Annotated in this window: 14 protein-coding genes and 1 pseudogene; 3 read left to right on the top strand and 12 right to left on the bottom strand. The window is 74.8% G+C overall.

Annotation, left to right across the window (positions count from 1 at the left end):
• Window positions 1–2 precede the first annotated feature (2 nt).
• Window positions 3–1,073: a carboxylate-amine ligase gene (locus EKG83_RS23070; RefSeq protein WP_033429440.1), complete on the bottom strand. Its 1,071-nt coding sequence runs from the start codon at window positions 1,071–1,073 to the stop codon at window positions 3–5.
• Window positions 1,073–2,581: an FAD-dependent oxidoreductase gene (locus EKG83_RS23065; RefSeq protein ID WP_033429441.1), complete on the bottom strand. Its 1,509-nt coding sequence runs from the start codon at window positions 2,579–2,581 to the stop codon at window positions 1,073–1,075. The genes EKG83_RS23070 and EKG83_RS23065 overlap by 1 nt, the downstream gene beginning before the upstream one ends.
• Before the next feature lie 59 nt (window positions 2,582–2,640).
• On the opposite strand from EKG83_RS23065, the gene EKG83_RS23060 reads away from it, so the two are divergent.
• A complete protein-coding gene (locus tag EKG83_RS23060; protein ID WP_033429442.1) occupies window positions 2,641–3,078 on the top strand; it encodes a DUF6098 family protein in 438 nt (145 codons plus the stop codon).
• A 115-nt stretch (window positions 3,079–3,193) separates the two neighbouring features.
• On the opposite strand, the gene EKG83_RS23055 is transcribed toward EKG83_RS23060, so the two are convergent.
• Both EKG83_RS23055 and EKG83_RS23050 read right to left on the bottom strand, forming a co-directional pair.
• Entirely contained in the window at window positions 3,194–3,679 is a 486-nt protein-coding gene (locus EKG83_RS23055) for a YcxB family protein (RefSeq protein ID WP_033429443.1), read from the bottom strand.
• 9 nt (window positions 3,680–3,688) lie between these two features.
• Complete coding sequence (locus EKG83_RS23050; protein WP_033429444.1) at window positions 3,689–4,495, bottom strand: alpha/beta fold hydrolase; 807 nt, start codon at window positions 4,493–4,495, stop codon at window positions 3,689–3,691.
• Window positions 4,496–4,628: 133 nt separating this feature from the next.
• Between EKG83_RS23050 and asnB the strand changes: the two genes are divergently transcribed.
• Window positions 4,629–6,452, top strand: a complete 1,824-nt coding sequence (gene asnB / locus EKG83_RS23045) for an asparagine synthase (glutamine-hydrolyzing) (RefSeq protein ID WP_033429445.1) — start codon at window positions 4,629–4,631, stop codon at window positions 6,450–6,452.
• Between the two features lie 7 nt (window positions 6,453–6,459).
• Here asnB and EKG83_RS23040 read toward each other — a convergent pair whose 3' ends face one another.
• From EKG83_RS23040 to EKG83_RS23020, 5 genes and pseudogenes are all read right to left on the bottom strand, one after another.
• Window positions 6,460–7,593, bottom strand: coding sequence for a SigE family RNA polymerase sigma factor (locus tag EKG83_RS23040; RefSeq protein WP_153278313.1), 1,134 nt, complete (start codon window positions 7,591–7,593; stop codon window positions 6,460–6,462).
• A 152-nt stretch (window positions 7,594–7,745) separates the two neighbouring features.
• The gene (locus EKG83_RS23035) at window positions 7,746–8,354 is read right to left on the bottom strand and encodes a TetR/AcrR family transcriptional regulator (protein ID WP_033429446.1); all 609 of its coding nucleotides are present in this window, start codon (window positions 8,352–8,354) and stop codon (window positions 7,746–7,748) included.
• A 72-nt stretch (window positions 8,355–8,426) separates the two neighbouring features.
• A complete protein-coding gene (locus EKG83_RS23030) occupies window positions 8,427–8,960 on the bottom strand; it encodes a hypothetical protein (protein ID WP_033429447.1) in 534 nt (177 codons plus the stop codon).
• Between the two features lie 115 nt (window positions 8,961–9,075).
• Window positions 9,076–9,456: pseudogene (locus tag EKG83_RS23025) on the bottom strand (neutral/alkaline non-lysosomal ceramidase N-terminal domain-containing protein); the annotation flags it as partial.
• 22 nt (window positions 9,457–9,478) lie between these two features.
• On the bottom strand, window positions 9,479–10,690 hold the full coding sequence (locus tag EKG83_RS23020) for a cytochrome P450 family protein (protein WP_194283051.1): 1,212 nt from the start codon (window positions 10,688–10,690) through the stop codon (window positions 9,479–9,481).
• A gap of 274 nt (window positions 10,691–10,964) precedes the next feature.
• On the opposite strand from EKG83_RS23020, the gene EKG83_RS23015 reads away from it, so the two are divergent.
• A complete protein-coding gene (locus tag EKG83_RS23015; RefSeq protein WP_051765073.1) occupies window positions 10,965–12,239 on the top strand; it encodes a cytochrome P450 in 1,275 nt (424 codons plus the stop codon).
• Here EKG83_RS23015 and EKG83_RS23010 read toward each other — a convergent pair.
• The 3 genes from EKG83_RS23010 to EKG83_RS23000 form a co-directional block, all read right to left on the bottom strand.
• Window positions 12,224–13,375: a hypothetical protein gene (locus EKG83_RS23010; RefSeq protein WP_033429449.1), complete on the bottom strand. Its 1,152-nt coding sequence runs from the start codon at window positions 13,373–13,375 to the stop codon at window positions 12,224–12,226. The genes EKG83_RS23015 and EKG83_RS23010 overlap by 16 nt on opposite strands.
• Window positions 13,372–13,947, bottom strand: coding sequence for an RNA polymerase sigma factor (locus EKG83_RS23005; RefSeq protein WP_051765075.1), 576 nt, complete (start codon window positions 13,945–13,947; stop codon window positions 13,372–13,374). Before EKG83_RS23005 ends, EKG83_RS23010 begins: the two co-directional genes overlap by 4 nt.
• A gap of 91 nt (window positions 13,948–14,038) precedes the next feature.
• Complete coding sequence (locus tag EKG83_RS23000; protein ID WP_033429450.1) at window positions 14,039–14,851, bottom strand: GntR family transcriptional regulator; 813 nt, start codon at window positions 14,849–14,851, stop codon at window positions 14,039–14,041.
• Window positions 14,852–14,903 lie beyond the last annotated feature (52 nt).

Below are 14,903 nucleotides of genomic sequence, written 5' to 3'. Positions count from 1 at the left end.
GACTACCCACTTTCGGTGACGATGCACGTGAGGAGGTCCACCACCGCCCCCGGCTCCCCCGCGCCCCGCTGCCGCTGCGCGCCCGTGCCGCCGGCCAGCGCGCCGCGCAGCAGCGACCGGACCGGTTCGCGGTCCCCGCCCAGCGCGTCGGACACGTGCGCCAGCAACGCCTCGACCAGCTCCGCGGCGGGCACGCGGCGCGCGGTGCGCGGGTCCACGCCCGGCCCGGCCAGGCCGTGGCGGGCCGCCGACCACAGCGCCGCGGCCAGCACCTGGTCGTCCAGCTCCGGCGGCTGCTCGTCGGAGGCCAGGGCGGTGCGCACCAGGGCTCGGGTGAGACCGGCCTGGAGCACGGCGCCGGCCGTGGTGGCGGCGGTGTCGGCGACCCGCACCTCCACCGTCGGGTACGCGGGCGACGGGCGGGCCAGCCAGAACGTCTGGCTCGCGTCCACCAGCACGCCGGCGTCGACCAGCCGCTCGACCTGCGCGTCGTGCTCGGCGGCGTCCTTGAAGAACGGGGTGACGCCCGCGCCGGGGAACTTGGCCTGCTCCAGCATCCGCCAGCTCGCGTAACCGGTGTCGCGGCCCAGCAGGAACGGCGAGTTGCCGCCCAGCGCGAGCAGGGTCGGCAGCCACGGCCGCAGGTGGTTGACCACGTGCACGGCGGTGTCCCGGTCGGGCACGCCGACGTGCACGTGGCAGCCGCAGCACTGGTAGTCGGCGACCTGCCCGCGGTAGATGCCCTCGATGACCTCGAACCGCTCGCCGCGGCTGAGCGGCGGCGCCGGGTCGGCCAGCACGGGCGTGCCGGTGGCGACCAGCCGCAGGCCCTCGGCGCGGGCCGCCGCGTCCAGCGCGCGGCGGCCGGTGAGCAGCTGGTCGCGCAGTTCCGGCAGGTCGTCGCACACGCCGGTGGCGAACTCCAGCTGCGTGCCGACCAGCTCCCGGTGCACCTTGGCCCCGGCGGGCAGGGCGTCCCGGTCGATGCGCGCCAGCACCTCCCCGGCACGCGCCACCGGGCGTCGCGTGGCCGGGTCGACCAGCAGGAACTCCTCCTCGACCCCGATCGTCATCAGGCGGGGTCGCGCCGCGGCAGCGGCTCGGTCGCCGGGCCCTCCAGCACGGCGCCGTCCACGTCGAACCGCGAGCCGTGGCACGGGCAGTCCCAGCTGCGCTCGGCGGAGTTGAAGCGCACCAGGCAGCCCAGGTGGGTGCAGCGCATCGACACGGCGTGCACGCCGCCCTCGTCGTCGCGGAAGACGCCGACCTTGTCCGTGCCGTCGCGCACCACGCGCGCCTCGCCGCGCGGCACCTCGTCCACCGAGCCGACGTCGGCGGTGCGCAGCCGGTCGCCGACCAGGTCCGCGGCGACCTTGGCGTTCATCTTGGCCAGCGTCGGCGTGGAGCCCAGGGACAGCCGGTGCGGGCTGAACCGCTCGGCCCAGGCGTTGTCCCGGTCGGTGACCAGGTCGGCGAGGATCATCGCGGCGAACGTGCCGCTGGACAGGCCCCACTTCTGGTAGCCGGTCGCGCCGTAGAGCCGCCGGTTGCCCGGGGTGTAGGGGCCGACCATCGGCAGGTGGTCGTAGGGCACGGCGTCCTGGGCGGACCACAGGTGCGTGACCTCCTCGACGTCCCAGTGCTCGCGGGCGAACTTCACCAGCTCGTCGTAGGGCTCGCCCTCGTCGGAGCCGGTGGCGTGGCCCTGGCCGGAGACGATGAGCAGCTCGCCGTCGGTCGACAGCGACCACGAGGGGCTGCCCGCGCTGATGGCCAGGCCGGTCGGGGGCGTGCCGGAGCGCAGCCGGGCGGCGACGCAGTAGGCGCGCATCGCCTCCAGGCGGGCGAAGTACAGGCCGCGGTCGAGGATCGGGTAGTGCGTGGCGATCACCACGCGGTCGGCCACGACGGTGCCGCCCTCGGTGCGCACCCGCACCGGCTCGCCGTCCTCGACGCGCAGCACGCGGCTGTGCTCGTAGACGCGCGACCCGTCGCCGTCGACCAGCTCGGCCAGCCCGCGCACGTACTTGACCGGGTGGAACACCACCTGGTCGTCGAGCCGGACCGCGCCCGCCACCTCGAACGGCACGCCCATCAGCTCGCCCCGGTCGCGCACCACCGGCAGGCCGGCCCGGAGCGCGGCCTCGGCCTCCCGCTCGACCGACGGCAGCTCGTCCTCGGTCAGGGCGTAGGTGTAGGCGGGGCGGCGGCGCAGGTCGCAGTCGACGCCCTCGCGCTCGGCCAGCGCCGCCACGAACCCGACCGCGGCCAGGCTGGCGGCGGCGTAGTCGGACGCGGCCTCCACGCCCTGCTTCTTGACCAGCTGCGAGTACAGGGTGGACTGGAGCGCGGTGACCTTGGCGGTGTTGTTGCCGGTCACGCCGCCCGCGACGCGGTCGGCCTCGACCAGCGCGACGGTCAGGCCCGCCCGCTTGAGCAGCAGGGCCGTGGTGACGCCGGTGATGCCACCGCCGACGACCGCGACGTCGACCGTCGTCTCGCCGCGGAGAGCGGGGAACCGGCCCTGGGGGATGATCTCGGACCACAGCGAGTGCCGGGCCGTGGTGGTGGCTTCCGTCATGCCCTGCCCATACCCGCGACTCGGATGTTCGAACCTGTACTCCGGGGTAATCCAGGCCCATGCGCACCTTCACCGACCTGAACGACCTGACCGCCCTGGTGGAGGCACGGCTGCCCGCGACGGAGCTGTTCGTGCGGTGGTCGAGGGGCCCGGACGCCGACGGCGGCCGGTGCAGCCGCGACGGCCTGACCGGCGGCGCGCTGCCCGGGCTGTCGGCGAACTCGCTGGCCGTGGAGCCGTGGTGGGACGACCGCCCGCTGCGGCTGTGGGTGGCCCGCCGCCTGTACGACTACCGGCACCTGCGCGAGCGGCGCGGGCCCGGCACCCGGCCGTGGGTGCTGGAGGGCGAGGAGGTCGGGCGGGGGCCGGACAACGAGCCCCTGGTGCGGTGCCACTCCCCGATCGGGTGGATTTCGGACGAGGTGCTGGTCGAGTGCGAGGACCTGGTGGTGTCGCACGCGGCCTCGCCCTGGGGGTCGCTCGACCGGGAGGGGTGACGCGAGCGGGGTCGCTGCCCGGCCGACCGGCGGGCGGGGGTCGCCGCTCGACCGGGGACCGGAGCCACCGCTCGACCGGGCAGCGCGGCGGCCGAGCGGTTTTCCGCGCCCCGGATCAGGCCGGTCGCGCGGATTCCCGACGCGCGAGGAAGTCGGCGAACTCCGCCCGCTCCTCCTCGCCCATCAGGTCCTTGAACACCGCCTGCGCCTGGATCTTGTTGAACATCAGGTACCACGCGCCCGGGGTGTCCACGACGCGGTCGAGCATCGACCACGAGTACCGCCAGCTGTACGAGTGGGCGTTCACGGCGAAGTCGGTGTCGTCGAGGGTCAGCACGTACCCCTCCTGCGCGACCCTGGCCTGCATGCGCATGGACTGCGCGACCGAGTACGGCTCCATGACCAGGCCGAGGACGACTCCCAGGAAGAGGAGCGCGGTCGCCGTCGCGGACGAGAAGTAGCCCGTGACCAGCCCGGCCACACCGCCGACCAGCGCCAGCAGGCCGATGATGCGGATCCACTTGAACTGCCGGCGGACCAGGAACTTGATCACGCGTCTCAGGCGCTGCTCGTTGTAGGAGACCGAGAGGGAGATGTTCACGCGCGGATGTTAGGTCCCCACCGGTCCGCGCGAGGTGGAATCGGAGAGGAAGTCCAGCACCAGCGGGCTCGCGGTGGCGCGGAACTCGTCGAAGTAGGCGTGCCGGGCGCCGGGGAGCAGGTGCAGGCGGGCACCCGGGATGCGCCCGGCCAGCAGCGGGGCGTTGGCGGCCGGGTTGAACAGGTCGTCCGCGCCGTGCACGACGAGGGTGGGCGCGGTGATGGACGGCAGCGCGTCCCACGCGTCGTGCTCGCCGCTGGCGATCAGGTGGCGGCGGCGGGCGTGCGGCGGCATGGTGTCGTCGCCGAGCGTGGTGAACGGGCCGGGGTTCCCGCGCAGCCACTCCGGGGTGTACATCAGCTCCAGCAGCGCCCGGCGGGCGGCCTCGGGGTCGCGCCGGGCGAGCGAGCGCCTGACCTCGGGGCCGCGCTCCACGCCGTGCCGCCCGCCGGGGGTGGTGCAGCCCAGGACGAGGCGGTCGACGCGGTCGGGGTGGTCGATGGCCAGCCACTGGGCCGCGCGACCGCCCATCGAGGTGCCGTAGACGTGGGCCCGGTCGACGCCGAGGGCGTCGAGCACGCACCGCGCGTCGGCGGCGAAGCCCCGCGTGCTGTAGGTGTCGGTGTCCGGGCGGTCGCTCGCGCCGGTGCCCCGCCAGTCCAGCACGACCACGGTGAAGGCGTCCTCGAAGTCCGCCCGCACGGGGTCCCACCAGTGGTGGTTGTTGGCCTGGCCGGCGAGGAGCAGCAGCGGGGCACCGCGACCGCCGGTCTCGTAGTGCAGGGACACGCCGTCCGGGGTCGTGGCGAAGGGCACCCGTTCACCCTATTCAGCGACGGTGCGTCACGTCACAGGGGCGGAGCGTGCAAATCGGGCAGACATCGGCGGCCAACGGGTGTTTCATCAAAGTTACCGATAGTTGCTGAAGCTAACCAAGCGGGAGTTCGGCATGTGCGGTATCACCGGTTGGGTCGCCTACGACTCCGACCTCACCTCGAAGCGGGCCGTCATCGACGCCATGACCGCGACGATGGCCTGCCGCGGCCCCGACGACTCGGGCACGTGGGTCCGTCCGGACGTCGCCCTCGGCCACCGGCGCCTGGCCATCATCGACCTGCCCGGCGGACGCCAGCCGATGACCGCGGGCACCCCGCGCGGCGACGTCACGCTCGTCTACAGCGGCGAGACCTACAACTTCACCGAGCTGCGCGCGGAGCTGACCGCCCTGGGCCACGCCTGGCGCACCGACAGCGACACCGAGGTCGTCCTGCGCGGCTACCTGGAGTGGGGCGAGGGCGTCGCGGAACGCCTCAACGGCATGTACGCGTTCGCGGTCTGGGACGAGCGCGAGCGCAAGCTGGTCATGGTCCGCGACCGCATGGGCGTCAAGCCGTTCTACTACCTGCCCACCGCGGACGGCGTGCTGTTCGGCTCCGAGCCCAAGGCGATCCTGGCCAACCCGCTCGCGCCGCGCGTGGTCGACACCGACGGGCTGCGCGAGCTGCTGTCGTTCACCAAGAGCCCCGGCTGGGCGCTGTGGCGCGGGATGCGGGAGGTGGAGCCGGGCACGGTCGTCACGGTCACCCGGGACGGCCTGCGCGCCCGCACCTACTGGCGGCTGGACGCGACGCCGCACACCGACGACAGGGAGACCACCGTCGCCCGCGTCCGCGAGCTGATGACCGACATCGTGCGCCGCCAGCTCGTCGCCGACGTGCCGCGCTGCGTGCTGCTCTCCGGCGGGCTGGACTCCAGCGCCGTCACCGGCCTCGCGGCCGCGGAGCTGGGCTCGGGGCTGCGCACGTTCGCGGTGGACTTCGTCGGCCAGGAGGAGAACTTCCAGCCCGACGAGATGCGCGACACCCCCGACGCGCCCTACATCCGCGACGTGGCCGCGCTGGTCGGCTCCGACCACCACGACGTGGTGCTCGACCCGGCCGCGCTGACCGACCCCGAGGTGCGGCGCGCCGTGCTGCGGGCCCGCGACATCCCGGCCGGCCTCGGCGACATGGACACGTCCCTGTACCTGCTGTTCAAGGCGATCCGCGCCGAGTCGACCGTGGCCCTGTCCGGCGAGTCGGCCGACGAGGTGTTCGGCGGCTACCGCTGGTTCCACGACGGGTCCGCCCAGGCCGACACGTTCCCCTGGATCGCCTTCCTCAGCTCGGTCCCCCGCACCTCGCCCTTCGAACCCGGCCTGCTCGCCCGGCTGGGCCTGCGGGAGTACGTCGCCGACCAGTACCGCGCGGCCGTGGCGGAGGTCGACCACCTCGACGGCGAGGACCCGCACGAGGCCCGCATGCGCACGGTGTGCCACCTGCACCTGACGCGGTTCGTGCGGATGCTGCTCGACCGCAAGGACCGCGCGTCCATGGCGGTGGGGCTGGAGGTGCGCGTGCCGTTCTGCGACCACCGGCTCGTCGAGTACGTCTACAACACGCCGTGGTCGCTCAAGACCTTCGACGGTCGCGAGAAGAGCCTGCTGCGCCACGCCACCGCGCACGTCCTGCCCGCGTCGGTGCGCGACCGGGTCAAGAGCCCCTACCCGTCCACCCAGGACCCGGGGTATGGGGCCGCGTTGCAGCAGCAGGCCAAGGAGGTGCTGACCGAACGGGACCACCGCGTGTTCGACCTCATCGACCGCGGGTGGGTGCACCGGGCGTCCGAAGTGGACCCGACGGCCATGGGGGGCGGGGAGCGGGCGGGGCTGGACCGGTTCCTGGACCTCTACCACTGGATCGACCTCTACCGGCCGGAGCTGGTGCTCGACTGAGCGGCGGTCACGTCGTCATCAGCACCAGCGCCCAGTCGCCGCGGTGGCCTTCCGGTCGCGCGGTGATCGTGACCTCGCCGGCCACGGGCAGGTCGCCGGCCGACACGAGGTTGGCGTAGTCCCACGAGCCGGAGACGCGGGTCACGCCGCCGAAGTCCACCAGCACCCGCCCCGGCGCGTTGGTGAAGTACCCGTAGACCCCGTCCTCGGGCAGCACCGCGGTCACCTGCTGCACGCGGTCGGGGTCCGCCGGGTCCGACCACAGCAGGACGCGACCACCCTGCCGCTCCACCTGTTCCCGGACCGGCGAGAGCCGCTCCGGGCGCGGTGGCAGCGGGTACTCGTCGACCGGCACCGGCTCACCCAACCGGACCCGGACCTCCGTGCCCGCCGGCACCGGCCGGGGCTCGCCACCCCCGGCCGGCGCCCCGGGGAGCGCGGTCACGGCGACCTCGGCCTCCCGGCCGACGACCAGGCCGCGCCAGTCCTCGCCCGCCCCGGGCAGGCCGCCGCACAGCCCCTCGAACGAAGGAACGCCGTTGATCGCGACGGCGACCCGGAAGTCGGTTCGCCGGTCCCCGTCGACCAGGCACTCGGTGAGCAACGCCGGTGGCGAGAAGCGGGGCAGGTAGCGGACGACCACCGGTTCGGGCGCCTCGGCGGAGCCCTCCGCCACGACCCGGTTGCCGCCGAAGTACTCATCCGCGTCCTGCACCTCGGGGATCATGAAGGACGCGACGGCCGGTTCGCCCGCTTGGCGCCACGTCACCGCGGCCGCGGTCGCACCCACCAGCAGCAGGCACACCACCACGGCCGCCACCCGGCGCCGGCGGGCCGTCCACACCTTCGCCCGGACCACCGCCATCCGCGCGCCGTGCGCGTCGGCGCGTTCGGAAGGCACTTCCGCCGGTGGCTCGGAGCGCCACCTCCGCCACCGGGCGGCGTAGGCCCTGACCAGGACCCGGTGCGCGTGTTGTTCCGGCGCGTGCCGGACGCGCGGCCACGCCCGGCAGACCTGCGCCAGCGCGGTCCTGAGCAGGTCCTCGGCCTGTCCGGCGTCACGCGTCAGCAGGCGCGCGGTGTCCGACAACCGCGGTGAAGCATCCGCCGCGAACTCCTCGAACCCGTCGGGTAATCGCACGGCTCCCCCTCTCCCCCGGCCATTGTCGCCGACCGAGCGGGGTGGTGGTTGCCGTACGGGAAATCCCGACCGGGCGGTCGAGGAACGCGCGGTCGTGGCGAACGGGGCCCGACCCGACCGTCGTATCCACTGTGGACGGTGGCGCTACACCGTCAACGCGACCCGCGGGCGGTGTCGATCACCGCGCGACCGATGCCCACGATCGTGTCGAAGCGGGACTCCGGGTCGACGCTGAGGTAGCTGCCGACCATCGCACCGTCGCGCAGGATGACCAGTTGGTCGGCCACCCTGGTGCGGTCGTCGATCCCCAGTTCCCCGAGCAGCTCCCCGAGGAACGCCGCGAACCAGTCCCGGTGGGCCGCGACGGCCTGCCGCACGGGGTGGGTCGGGTCGGCGTACTCGGCGACGGCGTTGAGGAACGGGCAGCCGCGGAACCCCGGCGCGCAGCTCATGTCGGCGACCGCCCGCGCGATGGCGACGAGCGTCTCGCAGGCGTCGCCCGCCCGGGCGCGCAACTGCTCCAGCGCGTGGCGTTCGAGCGCTGAACGACCCGCCAGGTAAGCCAGGACCAGGTCGTCCTTGGACGGGAAGTGCCGGTAGAAGGTCACCTTGCTGACGCCCGCCTCGGCGATCAGCCGGTCCGCGCTGACCGTGCGGATCCCCTCGGCGTAGAAGTGCTCGTCGGCCGCCGCCAGGATGCGTTCCCGGACCGGTGAGGGCCGCTGCGCGGCGTCGGCTCGCGCGCTCGCTGTCCGTGCCATCACCGCTCCAGCCCCGTCCGCTCCGGTCCCGTCCCAGAGATTAGTCCTCCCGGCCCCGCGCACCGACGGCGGTCAGGCGCCCGCACGCCCGAGGCGCAGCGCCGAGACGAGGAAGAAGATCCCGCCGACCAGGGCGTACCCCGCCAAGCCGGTCAGTGACGCCTCCGCACCGGAAGCCTGCAGGTAGAACGTCGTGCCGGCCAGCGCGGAGAGACCGCCGCTGGCGATCATCGCCCACTGACCGCCGAGCCCGCGCCGACCGACGCCCACGGCGAGCTGGACGAGCCCCGACACGACCGCCCAGGCACCCCACACGCGCAGGACCGCCGGGATTCCGGACGTGACGGCGAGGGCCAGGCCGACGGCGGCGAGCGAGCTGATCACGATGTTGACGTAGAGGCCGCTCGCCCGGGCCGAGCGCGCGTCGACGACCGCGGCGGCCACGTCGAACAGCGGGTACAGCACGAGCAGGGCCGCGCTCACCGGTCCGATGGCGGACGCGGTCGCGAACAGCGATGCGGCCCAGACGAGGGCGAACGCGAAACGCACGAAGTAGAGCCGGCGGAGAGTCGCGGCGATGCCGGTCGAGGCGGTTGCGGTGGTCATGGTGGTCCCTTCGGCTGGTGTGCGGCGCTCGCACTAGGTAGACGTACTAGTTTGTCTACCTGTTGGGACCAGCCTCTTCCACCCGCCCCGCGATGACAAGGGGGTGTGGCACCTGTCACGCCGGTCCACGGACGCGGGTCGGCGACCGCGGCACCTCGACGTCCAACGGCTCGAACAGCGCCTTCCACGGGCTCCGCACGCCCTCGGTGAAGCCGGGCGGCGCCGGGCCCACGTCCACGGACCGCATCCGGTGGTCGACGCCGCCGGCCACGGCCGCCTGCGGGCCCGCGAACACCTCCCGGGCCCGGCGGCTCCGGGTCCGGGCGGTGCCCCGGCGGCAGCGCAGCACGGTCACGGCCGGGTCGACGGCGCCGGGGAAGCGCGCCTTGTCGGCGGCCGGGTTGTGCTCGAAGGCGGTGCGGGAGCGGTTGGCGCCGGCGTTGGCCGGCGTGCCCCGGCCGAGGATGACCCCGCCCGGCTTGAGGTCCTCGTGCGCCTCGACGACCGACCCCCGAGGTTCAGCGCAGCCTGACCGGCAGGGCCTGGTGGCCGTTGGAGATGAACGAGGGCACGGGCCTCAGCTCGTCGACGGGCACCGCCAGGGCCAGGTCGGGGAACCGCGCGAACAGCGCGGGCAACGCCACCTCGGCCTCCAGCCGGGCCAGCGGCGCGCCCAGGCAGTAGTGGACGCCGTACCCGAACGACAGGTGCGCCTTGTCCTCGCGGGTCACGTCGAACCGGTCGGCGGTCGCGCCGTGCACGTCCGGGTCGCGGCCCGCCGCCGCGTAGCCGGCCAGGAATGCCTCGCCCGCGCGGATGGTCACCCCGGCCACCTCGACGTCCTCGACCGCGTAGCGCAGCGGCAGGTTGGCCACCGGCGCCTGCCACCGCAACGCCTCCTCGACCGCGTCCGCCCAGCTCCGCGCCCCGGACCGGACCAGGTCCAGCTGGTCGGGGTGGGTGAGCAGCGCGACGACGACCTGGTCGAGCAGGTTGACCGTGGTCTCGTGGCCGGCGGCGATGAGCAGGAGCAGGGTGTCCAGCAGCTCGGTCTCGGTCAGCCGCTCGCCGTCGTCGTCGCGGACCGCGATCAGGGCGCTGGTCAGGTCGTCGCCGGGGGCCCGCCGCTTGCCCGCGACCATCCCGTCCAGCACCCGGTACAGCTCGGCCTGGTTCGCCACCGCCTGCTCCGGCGTCGTGGTCGTGTCGAACAGGGAGTCCACGATCCGGCGCAGCACCGGCCGCGCGTCGTCGGGGATGCCGATCAGCAGGCAGATCACCTCGATCGGCAGCGGGTAGGCGTACCCGGCGCGCAGGTCGGCCACGTCCGGGCCGGCCTCCAGGGCGTCGAGCAGCGCGGCGGTGATCCGCTCGACGTCCGCGCGCAGCGCCTCGACCCGCCGCGCGGTGAACGCCCTGATCAGCAGGGCGCGCAGGCGGCGGTGCTCGGCGCCGTGGGCGGTGAACATGTTGCGCACCGACACCCACAGGTGCAGCGGCCAGTCCTCGGGCACCTCGCCGTCGCGGTAGGCGCGCCAGTGGCGGCGCGCGTCCTTGGAGACGCGGGGGTCGGCCAGCAGCTGCCGCAGGAGGTCGGCGCGGCCGACCGACCAGGCCCGGATCCCGCCCGGCAGCACGACCGGCACGACCGGCCCCGCCTCGCGCAGCCGCGCCGCCTCCGCTTGGATGTCGCGGCCGGTCAGGTCGAGCACGTGGGGTTCGGAGGTCATGGGCCCACCGTGACACCGCCCGTGTGGGCGGTAAATGCGCCGGGCGGGTCACGTGCGGCGGTCTCGGTCGGGCGCCCCTCGTCGCGGGCCCGCCGGCGCGGTCGCCCTCGCACCGCCTGGGCCACAACCACGCGATCCTCCGCCCGTTCCCCGGGGCCCGCCGCACCCGGTCCCCCGACGGGGGGTGCACACGCCCCATTGGGATTGGCCGGCGCGCCGGGCCCGCCGATCCGGGGTGCACTCCGACGACGACCGATGACCGAGGAGTGCTCACTTGCGAGGCACCTACCGCTCCGCCACCGCCCCCGGCGCGCTGCCCGTCCTCGGCCACGCCTGGCACCTGGCCACCCGCCCCGTCGACTTCCTCCGCGCGCTGCCCCGCCTCGGCGACCTGGTCGAGATCCGGCTGGGCCCGCGCCCCGCCCACGTGTGCTGCCACCCCGAACTGCTGCGCCACGTCCTGGTGCACGACCGCGTGTTCGACCGCGGCGGTCCCGCGGTCGAGCGCATCCGCGACGTCATCGGCGACGGCCTGGCCACCTGCCGCCACGACCAGCACCGCGCGCAGCGCCGCCTGGTCCAGCCCGCGTTCCGCGCCGACCGGATGCGGTGGTACGCGCGGGTCATGGCCGAGGAGGTCGCCGGGGTGGTCGGAGCCTGGCGCCCCGGCCAGGTGGTCGACGTGCACCCCGCGCTCCAGGCGCTGTCCCGGCGGGTCGTGGTGCGGACCCTGTTCGCCGAGGACGCGCCCGCGACCGTGCACACCGTCCAGCACAGCGTCGAGGCGGTCCTGCGGGGCTTCCTGCCGCTGATGCTCCTCCCGCCTCCGCTGCGCCGGCTGCTGGCCGCGGTCCACCACCCGCACCGGCGGGCCTCCCGCTCGCTGCGGCACGCGGTGGACGTCCTGGTGGCGGCGCGGCGGCCGGGCGGGCTGGTGGACGTGCTGGCACCGCTGCCGCCCGACCAGGTGCACAGCCAGGTCCTGACCATGCTCGTGGCGGCCGTGGAGACCACCGCGGCCACCATGACCTGGTGCCTGACCCGCCTGGCCCGCCACCCCGAGGTCCAGGACCGGGTGCGCGCCGAGGCGAACCGGGCGTCCGAACCGGACGAGCTGCCCTACGCGCGGCGCGTGCTGAACGAGGCGCTGCGGCTGCACCACCCCACCCTGCTGCTCACCCGGACGGTCACCGAACCGGTCGAGCTGGCCGGGACCACCCTGCCGCGTGGCGCCACGGTGCTGACCTCACCCGCCGTGGTCCACCTGAACGCGGCCGACCACCCCCGGCCGCGGCTGTTCGACCCCGACCGCTGGGACCCGGCGCTGGGCCCCCTGCCGCCGCGCGAGTCGTTCGTGCCGTTCGGCGCCGGCGCGCGCCAGTGCATCGGTGACGCCTACGCCACCACGGAGGCCGTGCTGACGTTGGCGGCGATCACGCGGCGCTGGCGGCTGTCGCTCGCGCCCGAGGCCGATCTCCGGACCACCGTGCGCGGCCCGGTGCCGGTGCCGCGCCGGGCGCTGATCCGCTTCGACTACGCCAGTGCGTAGGGCATCTCCTCGTCGTACAGGACGGTGCCGGCGGCATCGTAGGCGGTCAGCCGCACCAGCGTCCGGAGGTGCACCAGCCGGGTCTCGAACGGCATCGAGACGGCGTAGGTGCTGTTGGCGGCGGCGCCCTCGAACGGGGTGCCGCGGTCGACCGAGATCGCCACCCGGACCGCCGCCGCGGGTGCCCGACCACCGACGACCAGGCCGCCGCCGGGCCCGGCCTCGGCGAACACGACGTCCACCGGTACCCCCTCGACCAGCCGGCGGGTCTGGAGCACCCGGGCCGCACCGGCCTCCGCCTCCTGGCGGCACACCACCAGCGTGGTGGCGCTGCGCCCCAGCACGATCCCGCCCGCGTGCGCGCCCGGCTGGTACGAGTCGGGGTCGACCAGCGGCCGCGAGGCGTCGCGCAGGCACTCCCCCAGCAGGCGCCCGCCCTCGGAGGCCCGGTCGGGCTCGGGGCCGTCGGGGCGGTCGCGCGCGGTCAGCGCGTCCGGCGCGGACACCGGCACGTCGTCGGCGGTGATCCGCGTGCCGGTCGGGTTGGTGGAGGTCATCGCGACGTACATGTGGTCGATGACCGAGGGGGTGAACCCGAAGTCGCCGTGCGGTCCCGTGCCCCGAACCCGCACCTCGCCGCTCGGGGCGTCCACCGTCCCGGCCACCACGCCCTCGCGGCTGACCAGCGCACCGGCGGCCGGGGCGGAAACCGTGACGGTGGTGGGCGTGACCTGGCAGAACACCGGCTGCCCGGCGGCCCGCGCGGCGACCACGACCAGCGCGTCGCCGCCCACGCCGAACGAGGGCGTCCAGCGCGACCGGTCCGGGTAGCCGCCGACCCGCGCGGCCCGGCGCGCGCAGCGGTCCAGGGCCGCGGAGACGAGTTCGTCGCCCGGCGCCGGGGCGGCGGTCGTGGTCCGCTGCGCGGGCTCGGTGGTGCCGGCGCTGTCGCGCAGCACGATCACCGCGCCCACGAGGAGCACCACCACCGCGGCGGCCGCCACCACCGACGACGACGGCCTGACCCGGGGCGGGCGCGGGTCGTCGAGGCCCAGGTCGAACTCGGCGCGCAACTGGGCCCGCACGGGCGACGGGATCGCGCGCCACGGCGGCAGGTCGGGGATGTCGTCGTTCACCGGGTGTCCTCCGCTGAGCCGCGCAGCCGGGCGCGGGCACGTGACAGGTTGGCGCGCACGGTCACCTCGGACACGCCCAGGTGCCGGGCCGCGTCCGCGACGGGCAGCTCGCCCAGCAGGCACAGCTCGGCGACCGCCCGCTGGGCCCTGGGCAGGCGCCCGATCTCGGCGACGACCCGCCGCAGCCGCTCCCGCTCGTCCACCCGGTGCGCGACCGCGTCGGCGTGGTCGGGGACGGCGGTGTCACCGGGTCCGGCGAGGCGCAGCCGGAGTCGGGTGCGCCGGGCCCGGCCCCGGTGTGCGGTGCGCACGAGGTTGCCCGCGATGCCGTAGAGGATGGGCAGCGCGCTGTCGCGGACCAGTGGCGCGTCGGCGCGGGTGCGCCAGGCGGTGAGGAAGGTCGCCGAGGTGATGTCCTGGGCCTGCTCCCACGAGCCGGTCAGGCGGTAGGAGTAGTTCCACACCGCCTCGACGTGCCGCTCGAACAGCACCCCGAACGAGTCCCGGTCGCCGCGCCGCCACAGCTCGGCGTCACCCGGCGGGTCGTGCTCGCCCGCGATCGCCGCGTCCACCGATCCCCGCCCTCCGGTCCTCACGTCGGTCAGGTGCCGGCAGCGGGGGTGGTGTTGCAACCGGGTGTCCGAACCGGGTTCCGCGCGGGCCTCACTCCGCCTGCACGTCCCCCGTCGTGGCGGAGCGGACCGCGGTCACCGAGCCCGGCGGGATGCCCGGGTAGTGCCCCGGTCGACCGCCGGGCCCCGGCGCGGTCGGCGCCAGCGACAGCCGCGAGACGATGCGGTAGCGGTCGCCCCGGTACAGGGAGTGGACGTACTCCACCGGGCGGCCGGTGGTGTCGTTGGTCAGGCGCTCGAACAGCAGCGCGGGCGCGAAGACCGGCACGCCCAGCAGCCCGGACTCGGCGTCGTTGGTGACGGTGGGCTCGATGGACTGCACCGCGTCGCTGACGTGCACGCCGTGCTCGGCCAGGCGGTCGTAGAAGTTGCCCGACTCCATGTCCTCCCGGGTCAGGCCGGGCGCGACGGCCACCGGGACGTGCAGGTACTCGATCGCCATCGGCTGGCCGTCGACCAGGCGCAGGCGCGCGGTGTAGGTGATCTCGGCGGCCGGGGAGACGCGCAGCTTGCGGCCGACGCGCGCGCCGGCCGGGACGCGGGCGTGCTCCAGGACCCGGCTGGTCCACGCGCCGCCCGCCTGTGGCAGGGTCATGGCCCGGTCCTGCGACACCAGCTCCTGGGTGATCTTGGCCGGGGCGACGAAGGTGCCGCGGCCGTGCTGGCGGACCAGCAGGCCGGTGTTGACCAGCTCGTCGACCGCCGACCGGAGCGTGGGGCGGGACACCGACAGCTGTTGGCACAGGGCCCGTTCGGCCGGGATCGGGGCGCCCGGCGGGTGCGTCTCGATCAGCTCCAGCAGGTAGTCGCGCACCCGTTCGCGCTTGAGGATCGGTTCGGCCATGCCGCCTCGCTTCGTCTGAACCTCGTCGCACCACCAGTATGTCAGACCACTG

The organism is Saccharothrix syringae (assembly GCF_009498035.1).
In the GTDB taxonomy this organism is placed as follows: domain Bacteria; phylum Actinomycetota; class Actinomycetes; order Mycobacteriales; family Pseudonocardiaceae; genus Actinosynnema; species Actinosynnema syringae.
This window is presented reverse-complemented; position numbering and strand designations above follow the sequence as displayed.